The sequence below is a fragment of the Methylobacterium sp. Leaf88 genome (genome assembly GCF_001422795.1).
In the GTDB taxonomy this organism is placed as follows: domain Bacteria; phylum Pseudomonadota; class Alphaproteobacteria; order Rhizobiales; family Beijerinckiaceae; genus Methylobacterium.
In genome coordinates this window covers 43,657-64,661 of the sequence record NZ_LMMK01000021.1, presented here as the reverse complement: position 1 = coordinate 64,661, position 21,005 = coordinate 43,657, and the positions used below count along the sequence as shown (strand labels likewise).

22 protein-coding genes and 1 pseudogene are annotated in these 21,005 nt (G+C 70.3%); 11 read left to right on the top strand and 12 right to left on the bottom strand.

Going from position 1 to position 21,005, the window contains the following annotated elements; translation table 11 throughout:
• A pseudogene (locus ASF20_RS24990) lies at positions 1–289 on the top strand (endo-1,4-beta-xylanase); the annotation flags it as partial.
• Positions 290–356: 67 nt separating this feature from the next.
• On the opposite strand, the gene ASF20_RS13000 reads toward ASF20_RS24990, so the two are convergent.
• Positions 357–1,265, bottom strand: a complete 909-nt coding sequence (locus ASF20_RS13000) for an alpha/beta hydrolase (RefSeq protein WP_056274759.1) — start codon at positions 1,263–1,265, stop codon at positions 357–359.
• A 146-nt stretch (positions 1,266–1,411) separates the two neighbouring features.
• Positions 1,412–2,401 carry a lytic transglycosylase domain-containing protein gene (locus ASF20_RS12995; protein WP_056274757.1) on the bottom strand — a complete coding sequence of 330 codons (990 nt, stop codon included), beginning with the start codon at positions 2,399–2,401 and terminating at the stop codon, positions 1,412–1,414.
• 145 nt (positions 2,402–2,546) lie between these two features.
• Between ASF20_RS12995 and ASF20_RS12990 the strand changes: the two genes are divergently transcribed.
• The 4 genes from ASF20_RS12990 (at position 2,547) to ASF20_RS24085 (ending at position 5,987) form a co-directional block, all read left to right on the top strand.
• A complete protein-coding gene (locus tag ASF20_RS12990; RefSeq protein ID WP_056274755.1) occupies positions 2,547–4,175 on the top strand; it encodes an ABC transporter ATP-binding protein in 1,629 nt (542 codons plus the stop codon).
• An 11-nt stretch (positions 4,176–4,186) separates the two neighbouring features.
• Positions 4,187–5,407 carry a phosphopentomutase gene (locus tag ASF20_RS12985; protein WP_056274753.1) on the top strand — a complete coding sequence of 407 codons (1,221 nt, stop codon included), beginning with the start codon at positions 4,187–4,189 and terminating at the stop codon, positions 5,405–5,407.
• 19 nt (positions 5,408–5,426) lie between these two features.
• Positions 5,427–5,618, top strand: coding sequence for a DUF1192 domain-containing protein (locus ASF20_RS12980; protein WP_056222663.1), 192 nt, complete (start codon positions 5,427–5,429; stop codon positions 5,616–5,618).
• A 207-nt stretch (positions 5,619–5,825) separates the two neighbouring features.
• Positions 5,826–5,987, top strand: coding sequence for a hypothetical protein (locus ASF20_RS24085; RefSeq protein ID WP_156389656.1), 162 nt, complete (start codon positions 5,826–5,828; stop codon positions 5,985–5,987).
• 9 nt (positions 5,988–5,996) lie between these two features.
• Here ASF20_RS24085 and ASF20_RS24080 read toward each other — a convergent pair whose 3' ends face one another.
• Complete coding sequence (locus tag ASF20_RS24080) at positions 5,997–7,091, bottom strand: helix-turn-helix transcriptional regulator (protein ID WP_056274752.1); 1,095 nt, start codon at positions 7,089–7,091, stop codon at positions 5,997–5,999.
• Positions 7,092–7,343: 252 nt separating this feature from the next.
• On the opposite strand from ASF20_RS24080, the gene ASF20_RS12970 reads away from it, so the two are divergent.
• The 5 genes from ASF20_RS12970 (at position 7,344) to ASF20_RS12950 (ending at position 10,931) form a co-directional block, all read left to right on the top strand.
• Positions 7,344–7,991, top strand: a complete 648-nt coding sequence (locus ASF20_RS12970; protein ID WP_056222983.1) for a TetR/AcrR family transcriptional regulator — start codon at positions 7,344–7,346, stop codon at positions 7,989–7,991.
• Positions 7,992–8,069: 78 nt separating this feature from the next.
• Positions 8,070–8,522, top strand: coding sequence for a DUF2852 domain-containing protein (locus tag ASF20_RS12965; RefSeq protein WP_056274750.1), 453 nt, complete (start codon positions 8,070–8,072; stop codon positions 8,520–8,522).
• 184 nt (positions 8,523–8,706) lie between these two features.
• On the top strand, positions 8,707–9,348 hold the full coding sequence (upp, locus tag ASF20_RS12960; RefSeq protein ID WP_056274748.1) for a uracil phosphoribosyltransferase: 642 nt from the start codon (positions 8,707–8,709) through the stop codon (positions 9,346–9,348).
• Positions 9,349–9,487: 139 nt separating this feature from the next.
• Complete coding sequence (locus ASF20_RS12955) at positions 9,488–10,498, top strand: NAD(P)H-quinone oxidoreductase (RefSeq protein WP_056274746.1); 1,011 nt, start codon at positions 9,488–9,490, stop codon at positions 10,496–10,498.
• Between the two features lie 130 nt (positions 10,499–10,628).
• Complete coding sequence (locus tag ASF20_RS12950; protein ID WP_056222648.1) at positions 10,629–10,931, top strand: hypothetical protein; 303 nt, start codon at positions 10,629–10,631, stop codon at positions 10,929–10,931.
• Positions 10,932–10,959: 28 nt separating this feature from the next.
• Here the strand turns inward: ASF20_RS12950 and ASF20_RS12945 are convergent, their stop codons facing one another.
• The 7 genes from ASF20_RS12945 to ASF20_RS12915 form a co-directional block, all read right to left on the bottom strand.
• Entirely contained in the window at positions 10,960–11,841 is an 882-nt protein-coding gene (locus ASF20_RS12945; protein ID WP_056274745.1) for a 3-hydroxybutyryl-CoA dehydrogenase, read from the bottom strand.
• A gap of 189 nt (positions 11,842–12,030) precedes the next feature.
• The gene (locus tag ASF20_RS12940) at positions 12,031–12,978 is read right to left on the bottom strand and encodes an FAD-binding protein (RefSeq protein WP_056274743.1); all 948 of its coding nucleotides are present in this window, start codon (positions 12,976–12,978) and stop codon (positions 12,031–12,033) included.
• A gap of 101 nt (positions 12,979–13,079) precedes the next feature.
• The gene (locus ASF20_RS12935; RefSeq protein WP_056274741.1) at positions 13,080–13,829 is read right to left on the bottom strand and encodes an electron transfer flavoprotein subunit beta/FixA family protein; all 750 of its coding nucleotides are present in this window, start codon (positions 13,827–13,829) and stop codon (positions 13,080–13,082) included.
• Positions 13,830–14,069: 240 nt separating this feature from the next.
• Positions 14,070–14,642 carry a cob(I)yrinic acid a,c-diamide adenosyltransferase gene (locus ASF20_RS12930; protein WP_056222640.1) on the bottom strand — a complete coding sequence of 191 codons (573 nt, stop codon included), beginning with the start codon at positions 14,640–14,642 and terminating at the stop codon, positions 14,070–14,072.
• A gap of 163 nt (positions 14,643–14,805) precedes the next feature.
• A complete protein-coding gene (locus ASF20_RS12925; RefSeq protein ID WP_244472653.1) occupies positions 14,806–15,366 on the bottom strand; it encodes an acyloxyacyl hydrolase in 561 nt (186 codons plus the stop codon).
• Positions 15,367–15,624: 258 nt separating this feature from the next.
• On the bottom strand, positions 15,625–15,810 hold the full coding sequence (locus ASF20_RS12920) for a twin transmembrane helix small protein (RefSeq protein WP_056222977.1): 186 nt from the start codon (positions 15,808–15,810) through the stop codon (positions 15,625–15,627).
• Positions 15,811–15,902: 92 nt separating this feature from the next.
• The gene (locus ASF20_RS12915) at positions 15,903–18,539 is read right to left on the bottom strand and encodes a TIGR02302 family protein (RefSeq protein WP_056274872.1); all 2,637 of its coding nucleotides are present in this window, start codon (positions 18,537–18,539) and stop codon (positions 15,903–15,905) included.
• 196 nt (positions 18,540–18,735) lie between these two features.
• On the opposite strand from ASF20_RS12915, the gene ASF20_RS12910 reads away from it, so the two are divergent.
• A complete protein-coding gene (locus ASF20_RS12910) occupies positions 18,736–19,251 on the top strand; it encodes a DUF533 domain-containing protein (protein WP_056274739.1) in 516 nt (171 codons plus the stop codon).
• Positions 19,252–19,254: 3 nt separating this feature from the next.
• Here the strand turns inward: ASF20_RS12910 and lysA are convergent, their stop codons facing one another.
• Positions 19,255–20,532 (bottom strand): diaminopimelate decarboxylase, encoded by a 1,278-nt coding sequence (gene lysA / locus ASF20_RS12905; RefSeq protein WP_056274737.1) that lies wholly within the window; start codon positions 20,530–20,532, stop codon positions 19,255–19,257.
• Positions 20,533–20,642: 110 nt separating this feature from the next.
• Positions 20,643–20,996, bottom strand: coding sequence for a hypothetical protein (locus ASF20_RS12900; RefSeq protein ID WP_056274735.1), 354 nt, complete (start codon positions 20,994–20,996; stop codon positions 20,643–20,645).
• Between the last annotated feature and the right edge of the window lie 9 nt (positions 20,997–21,005).

The window sequence follows — 21,005 nt, the reverse complement described above, 5'->3', positions numbered from 1 at the left end:
CCCCGCCGACCTGAATGCCCGCGACCGGGCGGTGTCCGACCTGGTCCGCCGCTTCCTCGACGTGGTCCTGGACGAGGCGGCGGTGCTCAACGTCCTCACCTGGGACATCACCAACCGGAACACCTGGCTCAACGCCAATCCCGAGCGCCGGCGCCCCGACGGGCTGCTCCAGCGTGCCCTGCCGCTGGATGAGAACCTCGCGCGCACGCCGCTCTGGTCGGCGATGCGCCGGGCCTTCGCCGATGCGCCGGACCACCGGCAGACGCGGGACGCCTTGCGCGGCGCCTGAGCCCCTGGAATCTGTCTTGTCGTCTGTCGTTTCGGGATAACCGGTTTTAGCTGCGCCCCGACAGATCCTAGCGGGGCACCATCCGCGCCTGCTGCGGTCGCTCACCGGCGTGCTGGCGCAGGAAGGCCGCCATCTCGGCGAGCTCGGGGGCCTTCGACCGGAAGGTCACGGAGAGCGCCAGTAGGGTGTCGGCATGGTCGAGCCCCGCATAGATCCGCTCCTGCACCGGTACGCGGGCAGCGCGCAGCCGCGCGGCGAGGCTGCGCGTGTTGGAAGGGCGCACGGTGGTGTCGCCGTCGCCGGAGGCGAGGAAGGCCGGCGGCGAGTGCGGGCCCGCGAAGGTGATGGGCTGGGTCGCTGCCGTGTCGGGGGCCTCGCCGAACAAGTCCGTGGCGGTGCCGGCATCCAGCGGCAGGAAGTCGTAGGGACCGGACAGGCCCGCCACCGCCCGGATCACCCGCGGATCGACGCCGGCCCGGCGCAGGTAGGACGGGTTGAGCGCGAGCATCACCGCATTGTAGGCGCCGGCCGAATGCCCGGCGAGGACCACCCGGCTCGGGTCGCCCCCATAGGCGGCGATGTTCCGCTCGACCCACGCCAGGGCCTGTGCCCCGTCGTCGAGGAAGTCCGGGAACCGGACCTCCGGATAGAGCCGGTAATCCGGCAGGACGGTCACGAAACCCTGCGCCGCGAGGGCCTGTCCGACGAAGGCATAGTCCTCCTTCGCGCCGTTCTTCCAAGAGCCACCGTAGAAGAACACCAGCACGGGGGCGCCGGTGGGGCCGGCCACGGGGGTGAAGACGTCGAGGCGCTGGCGCGGATGGGCGCCGAACGCGGCGTCCTTCAGGCTGATCCGTCCGCCCTGGTCCCGGGGACCGATCGCGTCGAAGAAGGCGAGGGGGGAGCAGGCCGTGATGCCGAGCGCGACGAGCGCGAGTCCGGCGAGGCTGGCAAGGACGGCAAGAACCCGGGTCATGCATCTCTCTGTTGGGGGGCGAGCCCCCTGTGATAGGGCCGGCGCGGCGGATTCATGGCGCGATCGCGATTCCTGGCGCGAGGTCGATTCGTGGCGACCTGTCGCGTCGCGGTGCGAAGCGGGTCCTCAGGTTCTTGGCGTCCCGATCAGGTTCTGAGGACGAGGCAGGCGCCGCCCACCTGCCGGATGCGCCCGCACAGGCCGTCGGCGGCCTCCCGGCTCTGGGCCGGGATGCGGATGCGGTAGAAGGCGCGGGTGCCGCGGCTGCGCAGGCGGGTGCCGATGATCATCGGACGAACGTCGCCGATCACGCTTGTGTAGAGCTTCCGTGTTCGCGCGAAGCTCTGCAGCGCCAGCGATTTCGAGAAGTTTCCGGCAAGCTGGATGCCCCAGGGCGCCGCCGGCCCCTCGTTTCCGCCGAGGGCGAACCGGTCGCCGCGCGACGGAATGCGCAGCGCCGCCGTCACCTTGAGGCAGCTGGTCTCGGAATTGGCCCCGGGCTCAGAAGCCATGGCGTCGGGTTTCTTCGGTCCGAGATCCTTGGTCTCCGGCGTCTTGGTCTCCGGCATCTTGGTCTCTTGCGTCTTGGTCGAACCGTCCTTCGCTTTCGGCGCGTCCTCCTCGGGCATCTCGATCGCCGCGCCCGGGCGCCAGGCCTCCGCGGGCGAGCCCGTGATCGCCAGGACGTAGTTCCGGGTCTCGGTGGGCAGGCCGCCGCTGCCCGCGAGCCAGGCCGAGACCCGGCCCGGCCCGCCGTTGTAAGCCGCCGCCGCCAGCCCGAGATTGCCGAATTGCCGGTTGAGGTCGGCGAGCAGATGAGCCGCGTGCGGGATCGCCTGCTCGGGATCGAACGGATCGGTCAGGCCGCGCTCCCGGGCCGTACCCGGCATGAACTGGGCGACGCCCTGCGCGCCCACGGGGCTCACGGCGGTGACCCGGAAGGCGCTCTCGCGCCAGATCAGGCGCGTCAGGAACGGCACCGGCAGGCCGCGGGCCTTGGCCGAGCCCTCGATGAGGCGGCACAGGGCCTGTTCGACCGTCTCCGTCGCGCCCTCGGCGGCGGCGCGAGCCGACCCTGGGGCTAGGACACCGAGGAGGAGGGACAGCAGGGCGGCGGAGAGACGGCGAAGGGGCAAGGTCACGGTCCGGGTTGTAGAGCGTGCGCGCCGACGATCAATTACAAACGCCCCCGACCACGTCGCATCCGCGTTCGCCGATCCCGTCCGCCCACGCTATAACCCGCGTGCTGGCGAATTCCGCCCCGCTGCAGAACAGGCCTCGATGCCCGAAACGCTCCTCGACGTTCAGGACCTGTCGGTCGCCTTCCGGGCGCGGGAGCGCGAGACCCGCGCCGTGGATCGCGTGAGCTTCACCATCACGGCCGGAGAGACGCTGGCCCTCGTGGGGGAATCCGGCTCGGGCAAGTCGGTGACGGCCCTCTCGATCCTGCGCCTCCTCGACGGCAGCGCTTACCATCCGGGCGGCCGCATCCTGTTCAAGGGCGAAGACCTGCTGACCCTGCCGGAGAAGCGCCTGCGCGGCATCCGCGGCGCCGACATCACCATGGTGTTCCAGGAGCCGATGACCTCCCTGAACCCGCTGCACACGATCCAGCGGCAGATCGGCGAGGTGCTGGAGGTGCATCGCGGACTGTCCGGTCGCAAGGCGCGGGCCCGCATCCTCGAACTGCTCGAACTGGTCGGGCTGCGCGACGCCGAGCGCCGCCTCAACGCCTATCCGCACGAGCTCTCGGGCGGACAGCGCCAGCGCGTGATGATCGCCATGGCGCTCGCCTGCGAGCCCGACCTGCTGGTGGCCGACGAACCGACCACCGCCCTCGACGTAACCGTCCAGGCGCAGATTCTCACACTGCTGGCCGACCTGAAGAAGCGCCTCGGCATGGCGATGCTGTTCATCACCCACGACCTCGGCATCGTGCAGCGCATCGCCGACAACGTCTGCGTCATGCTCGCCGGGCGCGTCGTCGAGGCCGGCCCGGTGGCGGAGATCTTCGCCCGGCCGCAGCACGACTACACCCGCCGCCTCCTCGCCTCGGAGCCGAAGGGCCGGGCCAACCCGGTTCCCCCCGATGCCGGGCGCCTCCTGGAGGCCGGCCCGCTCAAGGTCTGGTTCCCGATCCGCGAGGGTTGGCTGCGCCGGACCACCAGCCACGTGAAGGCGGTGGACGGGGTGTCCCTGCGGGTCCGGGCCGGCGAGACCGTCGGGGTCGTCGGCGAATCCGGTTCGGGCAAGACCACCCTCGGCCTGGCGCTTCTGCGCCTCACCGGCTGCGAGGGCCCCATCGTGTTCCTCGGCCGCTCCATCGCGGGCCTGCCGCCCGCCGCCATGCGCCCGATCCGACGCGACATGCAGGTGGTCTTTCAGGACCCCTACGGCTCGCTCTCGCCGCGCATGACAGTGGCGGACATCGTCGCCGAGGGGCTGGTGGTCCAGGGCGCGGTCAAGACGCGGGCCGAGCGGCAGGCGGTCGTCGCCAAGGCCCTCGACGATGTCGGCCTCGATCCGGCAACCATGAACCGCTACCCGCACGAGTTCTCCGGCGGCCAGCGGCAGCGCATCGCCATCGCGCGGGCCATCGTGCTCAAGCCCAAATTCGTCGTCCTGGACGAACCGACCTCTGCCCTCGACCGCTCGGTCCAAGCCCAGATCGTCACCCTCCTGCGCGACCTGCAGCGCGAGCGCGGGCTCGCCTACCTGTTCATCAGCCACGACCTCAAGGTGGTGCGGGCGCTGGCGAACTACGTGCTGGTGATGCAGAACGGCCGCGTCGTCGAGGAGGGCCCGGCCGAGGATATCTTCGCCGCGCCGAAGACCGCCTACACCCAGGCGCTGTTCGCCGCCGCCTTCGATCTCCAGAGCGACGCCGTCGCCGATCCGATCCCGGCCTGAGGGGAACGGGCATGCCGCGCGCCTTCCTCATCGTGCTCGATTCCGTCGGCATCGGCGGCGCGCCGGATGCCGCTCGCTACGGCGATGCCGGGTCCGATACGGTCGGACACATCGCCCGCGCCTGCGCCGAGGGGCGGGGCGACCGGGCTGGCCTGCGGCAGGGCCTCCTGGCACTCCCGAACCTGGCCCGCCTCGGCCTCGGGCTGGCGGCGATGGGCGCGACCGGCGCGGTGCCGCCCGGTCTCGCGATCCCCGGCGCCCCGACGGGCGCCTACGGCCACGCGGTCGAGGTCGCCGCCGGCAAGGACACACCCTCGGGTCACTGGGAGATCGCCGGCGTGCCGGTCCGCGAGCCCTGGGGCTACTTCCCCGTCGCGGTCCCGACCTTCCCGGCCGCGCTGACGGAGGCGCTGATCGCGCGAGCCGGCCTGCCGGGCATCCTCGGAGACTGCCACGCCGCCGGCGTCGCGATCATCGACAGCCTGGGCGCCGAGCATGTCCGGACCGGCCGGCCGATCTGCTACTCCTCCGCCGACAGCGTGTTCCAGATCGCGGCGCACGAGGACAGCTTCGGGCTGGAGCGGCTCTACGACACCTGCCGGATCGCCCGCGAGCTCTGCGACGCCTACCGGGTCGGCCGAGTCATCGCCCGGCCCTTCGTCGGCAGCGCGCAGGACGGGTTCCGGCGCACCGCCAACCGCAAGGACTATGCGGTCGAACCGCCCGGCCGGACCCTCCTGGACGTGCTCCGAGCCTCAGGGCGGAGCGTCGTCAGCGTGGGCAAGATCGGCGACATCTTCGCCCATCGGGCGACCGGGCAGGAGATCAAGGTTGGCGGCAACACCGCGTGTCTCGATGCCGCGCTGACGGCATTCGCGGCGCTGCCGGAGGGCGGCCTCGTCTTCCTCAACCTTGTCGACTTCGACACCGAGCACGGCCATCGCCGGGACGTGCCCGGCTACGCCGCCGAACTCGAACGCTTCGACGCCCGGCTGCCCGAGATCCACGACGTGCTGCGTCCCGGAGACCTCTGCATCATCACTGCGGACCACGGCAACGATCCGACCTGGGGCGGAACCGAACACACCCGGGAACAGGTTCCCGTGCTGGCCTTCGGCCCAAGCGTCACGCCGGGGTCCCTGGGCCGACGCGAGACCTTCGCGGATATCGGCGCGACCCTCGCGCAGCATCTCGGGGTCGCGCGCCTCGATGCGGGGACGGGCTGGCACTGACGGACGAGAGGGGAGCACCATGCGCGACGAGGACGACCGAGCCATCCGGCAGACCATCGCTCACCGGGTCGGCGAACCGTTGGACACGCTGTCGGTCGAGGATCTCGAGGAGCGGATCCGCCTGTTGCGGTCCGAGGTGGAGCGGCTGGAGGCGGCGCGGCACGCCAAGAAGGCGGCCCTGGAGCGGGCGGGCTCCCTCTTTCGGCTCTAGGGCCTCCCCCGAAGGAATCGCTTTAAAGTTACATTTCCCGCGAAGGAATTCCCGCTTTCCCCCAAATGGGGGATGAAGGCCGCCCAACCCCACGCTTGAATACTCTCCAAACCACGGGCGAGGGCGGTCATGCTTGAGAGATGGACGATGGCGCCATGGATGCGCCGGCGGGTTGCGCGACACGTGCAGCGGGGCACGAGCGATCGGATGATCGCCTGCCTGATCAATCCGGCCCCGGCGCCCTTACCCGACAGCGTCGCGCCGACCGCGAACGGCGCCGAGATCACCGTCCAGTATGATCTTTCGAACGTCATCCTGTTCCGCGCCCTGGCGGCGAATCGGGTGGGCGGCGGCCGGGACGCCCGGTGACCTCCGCCGTCACCGGATCAGGCTGAGGCCCGAGATCAGCCGGGCCAGGTCGACCTGGCGCGTCACACCTGTCTTGGCGAAGATCGCCTTGACCTGACCGCGAATGGTTTCCGGCCGCACGCTCTGCTGCGCGGCGAGGATCGCGATGGTGACGCCGTCCGCGATGCCCCGCGCGATCCGCGCCTCGGCCGCCGTCAGGTCGAACAGACCGGCCAGCAATTCGGTGCCCGGGACGGGACGCGGCAGGACCGGGGCGGCGATCATCAGGAGGGTGCCGCCACCGAAGACGTCCTGGGCCTGCCCGCGCATGGGCAGCAGGTGGAGAATTATGGCGGGATGGTCGTCGTCGGCCGGGATCGGAATGGAGCGCGCCGCCTGCGCCCGCTGACCGGCGAGCACGTTCGCCATGAGGGCGTCCGCACCGGGATGGGCAAGGGCGACCCGCTCGCGCTGATCGCGCACCACCCGCGGCACGAGGCCGGTGAAACTCGCATTGCGTTCCTGCAGGCGCCCGTGGCGTGAGAGGACGGCCGCCGGGAGGCCCAGCACCTCAAGGGCGCCCACCGCGGCGCGTGCCCGTTCCAGCTTCAGCCGGGCCGAGACGAGGGCCGCGCGGCCCAGATGCGGCCGCAGGGTGTCGAGGACCACCGTCGCGGCCTGCGGGACCGGACCGTCCGTGTAGCGCCGCTCGATGCTGAAGATCAGCGTGTCGCCGGTGGTCAGCGGGCAGGCGGTGGCGGCACCCCATCCGAGCCCGCGCGGACGCAGGAATTGCTGGATCAGGACGTCCTGCTCCAGTTCGGCCTGGGTGTAGACGTCCTGCTCGCGGATGAAGCCCGCATGGCGGGCGGCGAGAAGCTTCGCCGTGCGCTGACCGGCGCTGCTCCAGCCCCCGGCGGCGAAATCGGCCATGACCTGATCGAGGGATTCGCTGTTGATCCAGCGATGGGTTTCGAGATCGGCCGCGATCAGGACCGTTCCCTGGGCGCCGGCGATGGCGGCGAGTTGGTCCAGGACCGCAGGCCACAGCTCAGGCAGGATCGCCGCCTCGTAGATGAGGTCCGTCAGGGTTTCGAAATCACCCTGTCCCGTCGACTCCCGCACGGCTCGTGATCCACAGCCCAAGGTTTCTACTTCGTAAATATCATGGGGGCAAAGCTTCGCGCCCGACAAGCGTCTTCGAGACGGAATCCCGTGATCTGCCCGTCGGATACGGGAAACCCGACGGGATTCGACCTCCGTGGCCCCGGGGAGGTCTCGTCAGCCGATCCCTTCGTGTTAGGGGAAGGGGAGACGGGGAACCTTCGGCCGACACGACCGGTCCTGTCGATGCGGAGCGGGGGCGGGGAGTTTGGCGTGCGGCATTGGCGCGAAGGACCGGGTGACCGGCGAAGCTACCACCACGGCAACCTCAAGGAGGCGCTGATCGAGGCGGCACGCCGCTTCATCGCCGAGCGCGGCATCGGCGGCTTCACGCTGGTGGATGCGGCCCGCCTCGTCGGCGTCACGCCGGCGGCGCTCTACCGCCATTTCCGCGGGCGCGAGGCCCTGCTCGAAGAGGTGGCCGGCCGCGGCTTCGCCGACCTCGCCGAGCGCCTCGCCCGCGCCCTCACGGCCAAGGGCACGCCGCTGGAGCGGTTCACCCGGATGGGCGAGGCCTATCTGGCTTTCGCCGAGGAAGAACCCGGTTACTACGCGGCGATCTTTGAGACCCGCGGCCTCGCCGCTGCCGAACCGAACGCAGTGCCGAGCCTCCGACCGAGCCCGTTCGACCTCCTGGTGGAGGCCCTTCAGGCGACCTTTCCCGAGGGGTTCGGCGGCGTCGCGCCTCGGTTCATCGCCCTGGAGGTCTGGGCCCTCGCACACGGCCTCGCAACCCTCTCCGCGTCCGGACACCTGCCGAAATCCGCCGGCATGCCGGACAAGTACGAGCTGCTGCGCGCGGGCGTGCTCGCCCTCGTCCACGGCGCAGCAGCCGGCGGCCGGACGCGCGAACAGGCCTGACCGATTGAGCGCCCCTTGAAAGCGCGTCGCTCCATCCGCAAGTGAATGTCGTTCACATTTACATTGGAGCCGTGAGCCGTGAGCTTCTCTTCCTCCCCCTTCACCACCGGGAAGGTCTGCCGTAGCGGCCCCTTCCCCAAGCGATCCCTCGAAATCGGCGCCATCGTCGTCGCCTTCGTCTACTGGTGGCCCCTAGCCGCCGCCTACATCGCCTGGAAGGTCGCGGGGTATCCCGCGCTCAGCGAGTTGCGGGGCCTCGCCGGCCGCGGCTCCTCGTGGAACGCGAGCGCCACGCGCTCGCGCTTCGCCGCGGCGTTCGAGTCCGCCAATGGCGGCAGCACCGGCAACCTCGCCTTCGACGCCTACCGCCGCAGCGAGATCGAGCGGCTCGATGCGCAGCGCCGGGCCCTGCAGGAGGAGAGCCGCGCCTTCGCCGAGTTCGTCGAGGAGCTGAAGCGGGCCAAGGACCGCGAGCAGTTCGACGCCTTCATGCAGAAGCGCCGCAGCGCGGACGCCACCCGCGCGGTCTGAGCGACCTCTCCGCCGAAATGGAATGACGCGAGGGCTTCCGGCGCAGGTCGGGAGCCCTTTTTGCCGGGCGCAATCCGTCCGAAGACCTCGCTCGCAATCCCACGATGCTCTAGAGATCCGGTCCCGGTCTTGCCTCGGTCTCCCGCCGCCCAGGATCAGACCTCGGCTTCATGGAGATCCAGCGATGCAGCCAGCCGCCGCGACCGTCCGGGTGGTGGACCACCCCCTCGTGCAGCACAAGCTGACCCTGCTGCGCCAGCGCGAGCGTTCGACCAAGGGCTTCCGCCAGATCCTCAACGAGATCGGCATGCTGCTGGCCTACGAGGTCACCCGGGACCTGCCCCTGGAGACGGTGACGATCGAGACGCCGATCCAGTCGATGGAGGCGCCGCAGATCGCCGGCAAGAAGCTGGTCCTGGCGCCGATCCTGCGGGCCGGCGTCGGCTTTCTCGACGGCATGCTGTCCCTGGTGCCCTCGGCCCGCGTGGCGCATGTGGGGCTCTACCGCGACCCCGAGACTCTGGAAGCGGTGGAATACTACTTCAAGGCGCCCTCCGATCTGGTCGACCGGACGGTTCTCGTGCTCGACCCGATGCTCGCGACCGCGAACTCGGCGGTGGCGGCGATCAACCTCCTGAAGCAGCGCGGCGCGCAGGACCTGCGCTTCGTCTGCCTGCTCGCGGCCCCGGAGGGCATCGACCGCCTGCAGGCCGCCCACCCGGATGTCCCCGTCTGGACCGCCGCCATCGACAGCCACCTCAACGACCACGGCTACATCGTCCCGGGCCTCGGCGATGCCGGCGACCGGATGTACGGCACCCGCTGAGCGCCGCCCGCGCGGCGTGATCTCGCCAAGCCGCGATCTTGCTAAGCCGCGATCTTGCCAAGCCGTGATCTTGCCAAGCCGTGATCTTGCCAAGTACCAGCCGGGCGGCACATGACGGGGCTTCCAGGAGGAGACCCCGATGACAGCCAGCCTGCCCGAGACCATGCGACAGATCCGCTTCACCGCTGCCGGCGGGCCGGATGTGCTGGCCCTGGAGACGGTGCCGCTGCCGCAGCCCGGGCCCGGCCAGGTGCTGATCGAGGTCGTCGCCGCCGGGATCAACCGGCCGGACATCCAGCAGCGCGAGGGCAAGTACCCGCCGCCGAAGGGCGCCACCGAGATCCCCGGCCTCGAGGTCGCCGGCCGCATCGTCGCCCTCGGTGAGGGCGTCTCCCGCGTCTCGGTCGGCGACGAGGTCTGCGCCCTGGTGATCAGCGGCGGCTACGCCGAGTTCGCCGTGGCCGAGATCGGCCAATGCCTGCCGAAGCCCGCGTCGCTCTCGCTGGTCGAGGCCGGGGGCCTGCCGGAGAACTACTTCACCGTCTACAGCACCGTGATCGAGCGCGGGCGGCTCAAGGCCGGCGAGTCCTTCCTCGTCCATGGCGGATCGAGCGGCATCGGATCGACCGCCATCCAGATCGCCAAGCATCACGGCGCCCGCGTCTTCGCCACCGCCGGCTCAGCCGAGAAGTGCGCCTTCTGCCGCGACCTCGGCGCCGAGGCGGCGATCAATTACCGCGAGGCCGACTTCGTCGAGGAGGTGAAGCGCCTCACCGACGGCAACGGCGTCGACGTCATCCTCGACATGGTCGGGGCGCCGTACCTCGCCAAGAACCTCTCGGCCCTGGCGATCGAGGGGCGCCTCGTACAGATCGCCTTCATGCAGGGCTACAAGGTCGATGCCTTCAGCATGACCCCGATCATGATGAAGCGCCTGACCTTCACCGGCGCGACGCTCCGAGCCCGGCCGAAGGCCGAGAAGGCGGCGATTGCGGAAGGCCTTGCCCGGGGCGTCTGGCCGCTGCTCGAAGCCGGGACGATCCGCCCGGTGATCCACGCCACCTTCCCGTTGGAGGAGGCCCGCAAGGCGCACGAACTGATGGAGTCGAGCGCCCATCTCGGCAAGATCATGCTGGTGACCGGCCGCTAGGTCGAACCTCGGCGGGAACTCCGCTCTCGACCGTCGCGTTTCAGACCCGAGCTAGAATCACGGGCAGGATTCACGGGAATCCGTGCTCGGGTCGAAACATCGGTCTTCGGACCGTTCAAGCGAGGATCGCATGGCAGAGAATCTACACGGTCAGGAAGCCCGGCAGGGCAAGCGCGGCAAGCCGGTACTCTATGTTCTCGTGGCCAGCCTCGTGCTGCTCGCGATCGCCATCACCGGCCTGATGACCTGGCAGGGCGCGAACTCGCCCAAGGACTACGCCAGCCAGAGCCAAGACGCCTCCCGCCAGGAAGTGACGGGGTCCGTGAAGGGTTCGTCGAACGCGACGTCGTCGTCGAACACCGGTTCGGTTCCGGCCGCGAACCCGGCCTATCCGAGCCCGGCCCAGCCGGCCGCGAACGGCAACAAGCAGTAAGTCTGAAGGTCGTCCGTGCCGGTCCGCTTCAGCGGGTCGGCACGGGCGTTTCGCCGCGATAATCGTAGAAGCCGCGCTTGGACTTGCGGCCGAGCCAGCCGGCTTCGACGTATTTCACGAGCAGCGGACAGGGCCGATACTTCGAATCGGCCAGTCCCTCGTAGAGCACCTGCATCACGGACAGGCAGGTATCGAGGCCGATGAAGTCGGCCAGCTGCAGGGGCCCCATCGGGTGGTTCGCCCCGAGCTTCATCGCGGTGTCGATCGATTCCACCGAGCCGACGCCCTCGTAGAGCGTGTAGATCGCCTCGTTGATCATCGGCAGCAGGATGCGGTTGACGATGAAGGCCGGGAAATCCTCCGACATCGTCGACGTCTTGCCGAGCTTGGCGATGAAGGCCTTGGCCGATTCGTAGGTCGGGTCTTCCGTGGCGATGCCGCGGATCAGCTCGACGAGCTGCATCACCGGCACCGGATTCATGAAGTGGATGCCGATGAAGCGCTCCGGCCGATCGGTCGAGGCGGCGAGTCGCGTGATCGAGATGGACGATGTGTTGGTGGCGATCAGAGCCTCGGGTTTCAACGACGCGCAGAGCGTGCTGAAGATCTGGCGCTTGGTCGATTCGTCCTCGGTGGCCGCCTCGATGACGAGGTCGCAAGGCGCAAGGTCGTCGAAGCTCTCCGCCGCCACGATCCGCGAGACCGCGCTGCGGCGCTGATCGTCCGCGATGGTGCCCTTGGCCACCTGTCGGGCGAGATTGCCGTCCACGGTGGCGAGGCCGTTGTGGATGCGGGCCGGGTCGCGGTCGTTCAGGCGGACGTCGAGCCCCGCCATCGCGCAGACATGCGCGATACCGCTGCCCATCTGCCCGGCGCCGATGATGCCGACCGTCCTGATATCGATGCCCATCGTCTGCACTCGCACCCCTGGGTCGTCCCGCCGTCGCGGTCCGGGTCCCGCCCGGCCGCCGAGGACGCCCGTCTCGCTTATAACGTTTCGCGGCAGCAGCGTCCTAGAGCATTTCCACGCTGGAAGGCCATCCGTACCGGGCGATCGGTGCGCGCGCGGCGCGCACCGGCCTGACGTGCCTGTTCCGCCTCAGCCCTTCGCCTTGGCGATTTCGGCCTGCAGCTCGGGGACGATCTGGAACAGGTCGCCCACGAGGCCGTAATCCGCCACCTGGAAGATCGGTGCGTCCTCGTCCTTGTTGATGGCGACGATGACCTTCGAGTCCTTCATGCCGGCGAGGTGCTGGATCGCGCCCGAGATGCCCACCGCGACGTAGAGCTCCGGTGCCACCACCTTGCCGGTCTGCCCGACCTGCCAGTCGTTCGGGGCGTAGCCGGCATCGACGGCGGCGCGGGAGGCGCCCACGGCGGCGCCGAGGCTGTCGGCCAGGGGCTCGATCAGCTCCTTGAACTTGTCCGAGGAGCCCAGCGAACGGCCGCCGGACACGATGATCTTGGCTGCGGCCAGCTCGGGACGGTCGGACTTGGCGATCTCCTCGCCCTTGAAGCTCGACTTGCCCGAGGAGGCGGCCGCCTGGACCGGCTCGATCGGGGCGGCCGCACCGCCCTCGCCGGCGGGCTTGAAGGCCGCCATGCGGACGGTGATTACCTTCTTGCCGGTACCGGCCTGCACGGTTTGGATCGCGTTGCCGGCGTAGATCGGACGCTCGAAGGTGTCGGGGGAGACCACGCTGATGATGTCGGAGATCTGCGCCACGTCGAGGAGGGCGGCCACCCGCGGCAGCACGTTCTTGCCGGTGGTGGAGGCCGCCGCGACGACGTTGTCGTAGGGCTCCGCCAGGGCGACGAGCAGCGCGGCCGTCGGCTCGGCGAGGAGGTGGTCGTAGGTGGCGTCCTCGGCCAGCAGCACCTTCTCGATCCCGTCGAGCTTGGCGGCGGCTTCGGCGGCGGGGCGGCTGCCGGCGCCGGCCACGAGGGCGTGCACGGGTCCGCCCAGGGCGACGGCGGCCGTCAGAGCCTTCAGGCTCGCGTCGCGGACCGCGCCGTTGTCGTGCTCGATGAGGAGTAGGGTGGCCATGGTGTGCGAACCTCGAAATCGATCAGCAGGAGGGTCCCGGACCCCGTCTCACCCGCCGCGTCGGCGCGGCGGGGTCTTGAAGCCATCGGCGGGGCGGGGTCTCAGAGGACCCCGGCCTCGCCCTTCAGCTTCTGCACGAGTTCGGCCGGGGACCCGACCTTGATGCCGGCCTTGCGCCCAGCGGGCTCCACGGTCTTGAGCACGGTGACCCGCGGGGTCACATCGACGCCCAGGGCATCGGGGGCCAGCTCCTCGAGGGGCTTCTTCTTCGCCTTCATGATGTTGGGCAGCGAGGCGTAGCGCGGCTCGTTGAGGCGCAGGTCGGTGGTGACGATGGCCGGCAGGGTCAGGGTCACGGTCTGGAGGCCGCCATCGATCTCGCGGGTAACGTCGATCGCGCCCTCGCCGAATTCGAGCTTGAAAGCGAAAGTACCCTGGGGCCAGTCGAGGAGGGCCGCCAGCATCTGGCCGGTCTGGTTCGAATCGTCGTCGATGGCCTGCTTGCCGAGGATGACGAGGCCGGGGGCCTCCTTCTCGACCAGGGCCTTCAGGATCTTGGCCACCGCCAGCGGCTCGACCACGCCGTCGGTCTTCACCAGGATCGCCCGGTCCGCGCCCATGGCGAGGGCGGTCCGAAGAGTCTCCTGCGCCTGCTGCGGACCGATCGAGACGGCGACGATCTCGGTGACCTTGCCCTTCTCCTTCAGGCGAATCGCCTCCTCGACGGCGATCTCGTCGAAGGGGTTCATGGACATCTTGACGTTGGCGAGGTCCACGCCCGAACCGTCGGCCTTGACCCTGATCTTGACGTTGTAGTCGACGACCCGCTTGACGGGCACCAGAACCTTCATGGCGTTCACAATCCTCCGCGCGGATAATGTTTTTCGACCAGGCCGGCGCGGCGCGCAAAGGACCTCCGGGAAACCCGGATGTCCAGAACCCTGGTCATTGAGGCGGCGGACCGTAACGGCCCCATTTCCGCCTTGTCAACGCGCCCCGCCGCCGCCCGCCCCGGCGAGTGTCGTCCGGCGCTGCGGACCGGCCGCACGGCCCCGGGCCCGCAGCTCCGTGGTATTCCGAATGCCTGGCTCTCAGCGATTCTTGCCCGGCACCCAGAGCACGTCGTCGGCGCCGTTGGCATTGGCGGTCCGGCTTGCCACGAACAGGAAGTCCGAGAGCCGGTTCAGGTATTGCAGGGCTTCCGGCGAGACGATCTCGCCCTCGGTGGCGGCCAGGGCCACCGCCAGGCGCTCGGCCCGCCGACACACCGTCCGGGCAAGATGCAGAGCGGCCGAGGCCGGCGATCCCCCGGGCAGCACGAAGGACTTCAGGGGCGAGAGGTCGGCATTCAGCGCGTCGATGTCGCGCTCGACCCGCTGCACCTGCGCGGCGACGATCCGCAGCGGCTCGTATTTCGGCGGCTCGGCGCTTTCCGGTGTTGCGAGGTCCGCGCCGAGGTCGAACAGGTCATTTTGGATCGCGCTCAGCATGGCGTCGAGGCGCGGATCGGCATGCAGCCGCACGAGGCCGATGCAGGCATTGGTCTCGTCGACGGTGCCGTAGGTCTCGATCCGCAGATCCGCCTTCGAGCGCCGTTCGCCGCTGGCGAGGGCGGTCGAGCCCTTGTCGCCGGTTCGGGTGTAGATGCGGTTGAGGGTGACCACGATGGCGTCCGATCCTGAGCGGGGCTGGCAAGTGAGGCCTGCAGGAGCGGGAACCTAGCGCAGTTTGCCGCCGCTGGGAGTCGCTGAATCGGAATGAGAAGGGCCGGCTCCGCATCGGCGGAACCGGCCCCTGAGGCTCACGGCGGATGCGAGCGCGGCGAACTCAGAAGGTGTAGCCGAGCTTGCCGCCGAAATTGGTCAGGCCGCGGTTGTTCGCGCAGAGGCCGGCATTCGACATGTGCTCGACGGTGGCCATGATGCTCCAGTGCTCGGTGAGCCGGAAGCCGAGGGCGGCCGCCTCGCGGAAGAGCGGGTTGCAGCCCAGCGTGTTGAACCCGGCCGGGGCGGTCGGCTTCGGGCCCGTGTAGCCGTTATGGGCGCCGGCGCCGAAGAAGCCTTCGAGGAAGACGATGTTGTTCAGGGTCTGCGGGAAGAGATCCACGGTCCAGGTCGCGCCGATATAGGCGTAGCTGGTGCGGCCGCCGAAGTTGTAGCTGCCGCCGACGGTGGCCCGGGGCACGAAGGCCTGCCAGAACGGATCGACGCTCACCAGCGGCTTGGAGAACAGAATCTCGCCGTTGATGTTGCTGGTGTTGTGCTCGGCACTGCCGGGATCCTGCACGGCGCCGCCGATGCGGACCTCGGAGACGATGCTCAGGGGCTTCACAGGGCTGACATAGGCGGCCGGCGGCGCGGACGGGAAGTCGGCGGCCTGGACCGGCATGGCCGTGGCGAGCACGGCGGCGGCAGCGGCGAGGCGAAGCGGGTGGGACTGCATCGGGATGGTTCCGGGTTGACCGAACGTGTCTAGCATGCCCGCTCACGGCATCGGCAGGCATCGCACGTCGCGGGGCGGCGATAGCTGTGCGGTGAGACCTCCCGGCCACACTCGCTCCGTTCGGGCGCTCAGCCGGCCGGAGGGGGCGCCAGCGCCCCGGTCACGCACCGATCTCAGGACGCGACGGCGCCCCGCGCGACGGGGTCAGGCCGAGCGCCACCAGACCACGCCCATGATGAAGATGATCGCCAGGAACTGCAGCAGGACGCGCAGGCGCATGAGCTTCTGCGAGAGGTTGGCGCTGCCCCCGCGCATCATGTTGAACAGGCCGAGGATCAGGACCACCGCCACCGCGACGCAGGCGAGGAGCACGAGAGAATTGGAGGAGATCACGGCGTCAGGTCTCGTGGCTGTCGGGTCGGGAATTATCGCTCCCCATATGGGCCCCTCCGGGGGAGGAGCCCAGGGGGCGGTTCGATGCGTCAATTGCGGCGCAGGAGACGCTCAAAGTAGTCGAGCTCCTCGCGCGGGCGGCTCGGGTCGCCGAGCTTGCGCCGCAGCTCCTCCATGATGCGGCGGGTGCGCTGCACGGTGGATTCGTCGGCCGTCGGCACGCGGGCATTGCCGTTGGTCATGTCGCGGCCCTTGGTGGGTCGGCCGAGGGGATCGTCGTCGCGGTTGCCGGCCTGGCCCTGCTGACTCGGCTTCTCGCCACCCTCGCCCTCGCCTTTCCCGTCGCCTTCCCCCTCGCCCTCGGCCATCTCCTGCATCTGCTTCTGCATGCCTTCGGCGCCGCGCTTGAGTCCGTCCAGGGCTCGGCCCTGGGCCTCGACCGCGTCGCCGTCCTTTCCCTGGCCGAGGGCGCCCTCGGCCTCGCGCATGGCCTCCTCGGCATCGGACAGGCCGTCCTCGCCCTGCATGCCGAGGTCCTTCATGCGGCGCTGCAGATCGTCCAGGCGCTCGCGGAGGGCCTGCTGGCGCTGACCGGCGCCGCCCTTCTGGCCATCGCCCTTCTGACCCTGCTGTCCTTCTCCTTGTTGTCCTTGACCCTGCTGACCCTGTTGACCCTTCTGGCCTTCGCCCTGCTGGCCCGGCTGCCCGCGCTGCGGGCGCTGGCCCCGCTGACCCTGGCCCTGCTGTCCGCGCTTGTCCTGGCCGTCCTTGAAGGTCTCGTCGCGCAGGTCCTGCTGCTCGCGGGAGAGCTTGTCGAGCTCGTCGGCCTGCTTGCTCATCTCGCGGCTGTTGGGGTCGGACTTGCCGCCGGGCTCCGCGGTCTGGAGATTCTCGAGGATCTCGCGGAGCTGGTCGAGGAGTCGCTGCGCCTCCGCGGTGTCGCCGCGCTTCATGGCTTCGGCCATGTCGTTCAGCATCTTGTCGAGGTCGTCCGGCGTCACCGTCTTGGCGTTCGCGTTCGGCTGGCTCTTCTCGGCCTGGGGCTTGCCGTCCTTGCGCTGGCGCTCGGCCATGCCCTTCATGAACTTGTCGAGGGCCTGTTTCAGGTCCTCCGTGAGCTTCTTGATCTCCTCGTCGGGCGCGTTGCGCTCGATCGCCTGCTTGAGGTTGTCCTGGGCGGCGCGGAGGCTCTTCTCCGCATCCGAGAGGTCGCCGTCCTCGATCTTCAGGGCCATCTCCCAGAGGAGGTCGGCCACCGCCATCAGGGCCTCGTCGCTCCGCGCGGCCTTCAGCCGGCGCGAGGCGGCCTTGAGCCCGAGGTAGACACTGGCCTGGGGCGTGAAGGTGTCGGGCGCGATGAGCAGTGCGTCGACGGCGGTCTGGACCCGGACGCGGCTGTCGTCGGGCGCGGTGATCAGGCGCCGGCGCTCCTCGGCCAGGGCGCGGGCCAGGGGTTGGGTGAAGACCCGCGCGGGCAGCGTCACCTCGGCGGTGGGCGTACGCCCCTCCTGACCGGCCTCGTCCTTCACCACCAGGGTCAGGCGCACGCGCGCGCCGGACCACGGATTGTCGGTGAGATCGACCAGGGTCTTGGTATCGCGCTCGCCGGTGGCGTCCGCCGGCAGGGCCAGGGCGATCCGCGGCGGCGGCACCAGGGCGCGGGTGTTGGCCAGGGGTTCCACCACCCCCTCGGCGGAGGCGATGCCGTAATCGTCCTTGGCGCGGTAGGTCAGGTTGAAGGTCCCGCGCGCGTTCACCTCAAGGGCACCGATGCGCTCCACCTCGGGGGGCGTGTCGGGAATCGTCTCGACCAGGAGGTGCTGCGTCGTGCCGCCCGCCGCGACGGTGAGGTCGGCGACACCGCCGGTGAGCTGGAACCGGTCCTCGCGCAGGTCCGCATGGGGCGGCTTGCCGGGCAGCGGCTTCAGACCGGCCTTCGGCGTCAGGACCGCCTCGCTCTGGCCGGCGATCCGGACGATCAGGGTCGCGTTCACCGGCGCGCGCAGGCGCTGCTGCTCGCCGTTCATCGTCACGACAAGGGGCGGCAGGCGGGTGTAGACGGGCGGATCGATCCAGCCGTCGACCCGGAAGGTCGGGCCGGGCGGTGGCGGCGCCTGCCAGTCGAAGGCGCCGAGGATGCGGGAGCGCCACTCGGCACCGGCCACGAACAGGCTCGCCACGGCCGCGACGATCAGGCCGGCCCGCAAGGCGAAGGGATCGCGCCGTGCCATGGCGGGCCGGGGCGGCGGCGGCTTCAGCCCGGCCACGGCCTCGGCCGCACGCGCCTGATGCAGCGCCCAGAGGGCGCGGGTCGCCGGGTCGGTGGTGCCGACCGCGAGGGTGTCCTCGATGGAGGAGGCGGGATTATGAGACAGCGTCCCGCCCCTGGCGGCGGCCGCGCGGTCGATCCGCGCGAGGGCCTCGCGGCGGGTGTCGCGCCGCAGGCCGGTCAGCGGCAGGAGCGCGGCGACGAACGCCAGGGCGAAGAGCAGGAGGCCAACGATCCGGCCCAGGGGCGGCAGGTCGAGCCAGAGCCCGAGCCAGGACAGGGCGAGGAAAGCCAGGATCAGCCCGAGGCCACGCCACAGGATCGGCCAGGCCCGCTCCCAGAGGCCGGCCGCCTGCGAGCGGGTGACCAGCCGGTCGAGCCGCTGGCGCAGCACCGGACCGCCGGTGCCCTGCTCTGAACCGCTGCTCGTGGAGGTCGCCGGGTCGGCCTCGCCCATCGTGTCTGGCTCCTCGCGCATCGCATCGGCGTCGCGCCTTCCCCGCAAGGCTAGCATGGTGGAGGCGCCGCGCGACGGGGTCAAATCATCCCAGGTGGCGGGGAAGGGCGCCGAGCCAATCCCGTCCGCGATCTGAACCCGCGGCGTCTCTCGCGTGTTGCCGCCTCGCGTTCAATGCGTGAGAAGGATGCCCGCCATGGTCGATGTGAAGCCCCTCGTCGAGGCTCTGGTGCATGCGCGCCGCGGCCGTCTGGCCGCCGGTGCGGCCCTCGGCGGCCTCGCCCTGGTGGCGGGCCTCGCCGCCCGGGCCCTGCGCACGCCGACTACGCCTGAGGGGGCCGCGGCGCCGGCCGCGCCCGCCGTCGGCGAGGACGAGGCCCGGCTCATGCTCCGCGCCATGGTGGCGGCGACCCTGGCCGACGGGATGATCGACAAGGACGAGCGACAGCGCCTCGATGCGGCGGTCCAGGCTTCCGGCCTCGCCAGGGACGGGGCCGCTTGGTTGGAGGCGGAGATCGCCGATCCGGCCGACCTCGACACCATCGCGGATGCGGTGAACACGCCCGAGCAGGCGACGCGGATCTATTCGGCGGTGCGCCTCTCCGTCCTGGCGGATACGCTGCAGGAGCGCGAATTTCTCAAGCGCCTCGCCGAGGCCCTGGACGTTCCGGGCGAGGCGGTCGACCGGATCGAGGGCGAACTCGCCGCCTGACGCTCAGGCCTGCGGGCTCAGCCAGTCCGGCATCCGGTCGAGGGCGATCAGGTCCTCGTAGCTCTGGCGCGGACGCACGATGGCGGCGTCCGCGCCGCGCACCAGCACCTCCGGCACGAGGAGGCGGGAATTGTAGGTGCCGGCCTGCACCGCCCCGTAGGCGCCGGCGCTCATCACGGCGATGAGGTCGCCCGGAGCGACCTCGGGCATCTCCCGGGCGAGGGCGATGTAATCGCCGCTCTCGCAGACTGGCCCCACCACGTCGGCCACGAGGCGCGGCGTCTCGGCCGTGGGTTCCCGAACCGGCCGCAGGCCGTGATAGGCCTCGTACAGGGTCGGGCGGATCAGGTCGTTCATCGCCGCATCGACGATGACGAAGGTCCGCCCCTCGGTGCGCTTCACGTAGATCACGCGGGTGACCAGGATGCCGGCATTGCCGGCGATCATCCGGCCGATCTCGAAGACCGGACGCAGGCCCAGCGGCGCGAAATGCGGACGCAGGATCTCCGACAGGGCCGCCGGCTCCGGCGGCGGCGCGTTGTCGTCGCGGTAGGGGATGCCGAGGCCGCCGCCGAAATCGATGTGGTGGAGCGGATGCCCCTCCGCCATCAAGTCGCGGGCCAGGCCGGCCAGGAGGCCGGCGGCGTGGTCGAAGGGAGCCAGGTCGGTGATCTGGCTGCCGATATGCATGTCGACGCCGGAAATCGCGAGGCCCGGCAGGGTCGCCGCGTGGGCGTAGACCGCCCGGGCCCGGCTGATCGGGATGCCGAACTTGTTCTCGGACTTGCCGGTCGAGATCTTGGCGTGGGTCCCGGCATCGACGTCGGGATTGACCCGGATGGAGATCGGCGCCGTCAAACCGAGGCTCGATGCCACCGCGGAGAGCTGGGCCAGTTCCGGCTCGCTCTCGACGTTGAAGCAGAAGATGCCAGCCTTCAGGGCGGCAGCCATCTCGACTTGGGTCTTGCCGACGCCGGAGAAGACGATGCGCTGCGGATCGACGCCCGCCGCCAGCGCCCGGCGCAGCTCGCCCTCGGAGACGATGTCCATGCCGGCCCCGAGGCGGGCCAGGGTGGCCAGCACGGCCTGGTTCGAATTCGCCTTCATGGCGAAGCACACGAGGGCGTCGTCCTCGCCGAAGGCCTTGGCGAAGACCGCGTAGTGGCGCTCCAGCGTCGCGGTCGCGTAGCAGTAGAACGGCGTCCCCACCGTCTCGGCGAGGGCGGTCAGGTCGACATCCTCCGCCTGGAGCCGACCGTCACGATAGTGGAAGTGGTGCATCGGCCTGCCTGCGGGCATCCCGCCCGGGAATTGCGGGCCCCGCGCGCGGCGCGACCGGGCGGGCGCGCCTTCCCGCACGAAGCTGGGGAAAGGGCTCTGGTGATCCGCTTCTACAGCAGCGGGTCGAGCAGGAAAGGCTCCTTGGGCACGACGTAGCCGCGCTTGGCGCCGCGCGTCGTCTTGACCGGCGCCTCGGCGCCCGAGCCCGGCACCGCCAGGGTGTCGAGTTCGTCACCGGCGCGGACCGCATCCGGCTCCGGCGTCGCCGCTTCCCCGCCGAGGCCGACGCTCTGGGGCAGCGCGCGCGGGCTCGCGACGCCGGGCAGGCCGGGCCGCGCCACCGAGCGCGCGGCGGCGGTGCCGGGCGGCGGCTCGAGAGCGCCGCGCCGGCCACAGGCCGAAGCGGACAGCGCGATGAGGCCGATCGCGGCGATCGTCGGCAGGGGGCGGGAACGGAGGAACATCAACGCTTG

What these genes read in the sequence shown, in the direction of transcription:
- ASF20_RS13000 (WP_056274759.1), bottom strand. Translation starts at nt 1,265, where the DNA reads ATGACCCGGGTTCTTGCCGTCCTTGCCAGCCTCGCCGGACTCGCGCTC.
- ASF20_RS12990 (WP_056274755.1), top strand. Translation starts at nt 2,547, where the DNA reads ATGCCCGAAACGCTCCTCGACGTTCAGGACCTGTCGGTCGCCTTCCGG.
- ASF20_RS12985 (WP_056274753.1), top strand. Translation starts at nt 4,187, where the DNA reads ATGCCGCGCGCCTTCCTCATCGTGCTCGATTCCGTCGGCATCGGCGGC.
- ASF20_RS12980 (WP_056222663.1), top strand. Translation starts at nt 5,427, where the DNA reads ATGCGCGACGAGGACGACCGAGCCATCCGGCAGACCATCGCTCACCGG.
- ASF20_RS24085 (WP_156389656.1), top strand. Translation starts at nt 5,826, where the DNA reads ATGATCGCCTGCCTGATCAATCCGGCCCCGGCGCCCTTACCCGACAGC.
- upp (WP_056274748.1), top strand. Translation starts at nt 8,707, where the DNA reads ATGCAGCCAGCCGCCGCGACCGTCCGGGTGGTGGACCACCCCCTCGTG.
- ASF20_RS12955 (WP_056274746.1), top strand. Translation starts at nt 9,488, where the DNA reads ATGACAGCCAGCCTGCCCGAGACCATGCGACAGATCCGCTTCACCGCT.
- ASF20_RS12950 (WP_056222648.1), top strand. Translation starts at nt 10,629, where the DNA reads ATGGCAGAGAATCTACACGGTCAGGAAGCCCGGCAGGGCAAGCGCGGC.
- ASF20_RS12945 (WP_056274745.1), bottom strand. Translation starts at nt 11,841, where the DNA reads ATGGGCATCGATATCAGGACGGTCGGCATCATCGGCGCCGGGCAGATG.
- ASF20_RS12940 (WP_056274743.1), bottom strand. Translation starts at nt 12,978, where the DNA reads ATGGCCACCCTACTCCTCATCGAGCACGACAACGGCGCGGTCCGCGAC.
- ASF20_RS12935 (WP_056274741.1), bottom strand. Translation starts at nt 13,829, where the DNA reads ATGAAGGTTCTGGTGCCCGTCAAGCGGGTCGTCGACTACAACGTCAAG.
- ASF20_RS12925 (WP_244472653.1), bottom strand. Translation starts at nt 15,366, where the DNA reads ATGCCGGTCCAGGCCGCCGACTTCCCGTCCGCGCCGCCGGCCGCCTAT.
- ASF20_RS12915 (WP_056274872.1), bottom strand. Translation starts at nt 18,539, where the DNA reads ATGGGCGAGGCCGACCCGGCGACCTCCACGAGCAGCGGTTCAGAGCAG.
- ASF20_RS12910 (WP_056274739.1), top strand. Translation starts at nt 18,736, where the DNA reads ATGGTCGATGTGAAGCCCCTCGTCGAGGCTCTGGTGCATGCGCGCCGC.
- lysA (WP_056274737.1), bottom strand. Translation starts at nt 20,532, where the DNA reads ATGCACCACTTCCACTATCGTGACGGTCGGCTCCAGGCGGAGGATGTC.
- ASF20_RS12900 (WP_056274735.1), bottom strand. Translation starts at nt 20,996, where the DNA reads ATGTTCCTCCGTTCCCGCCCCCTGCCGACGATCGCCGCGATCGGCCTC.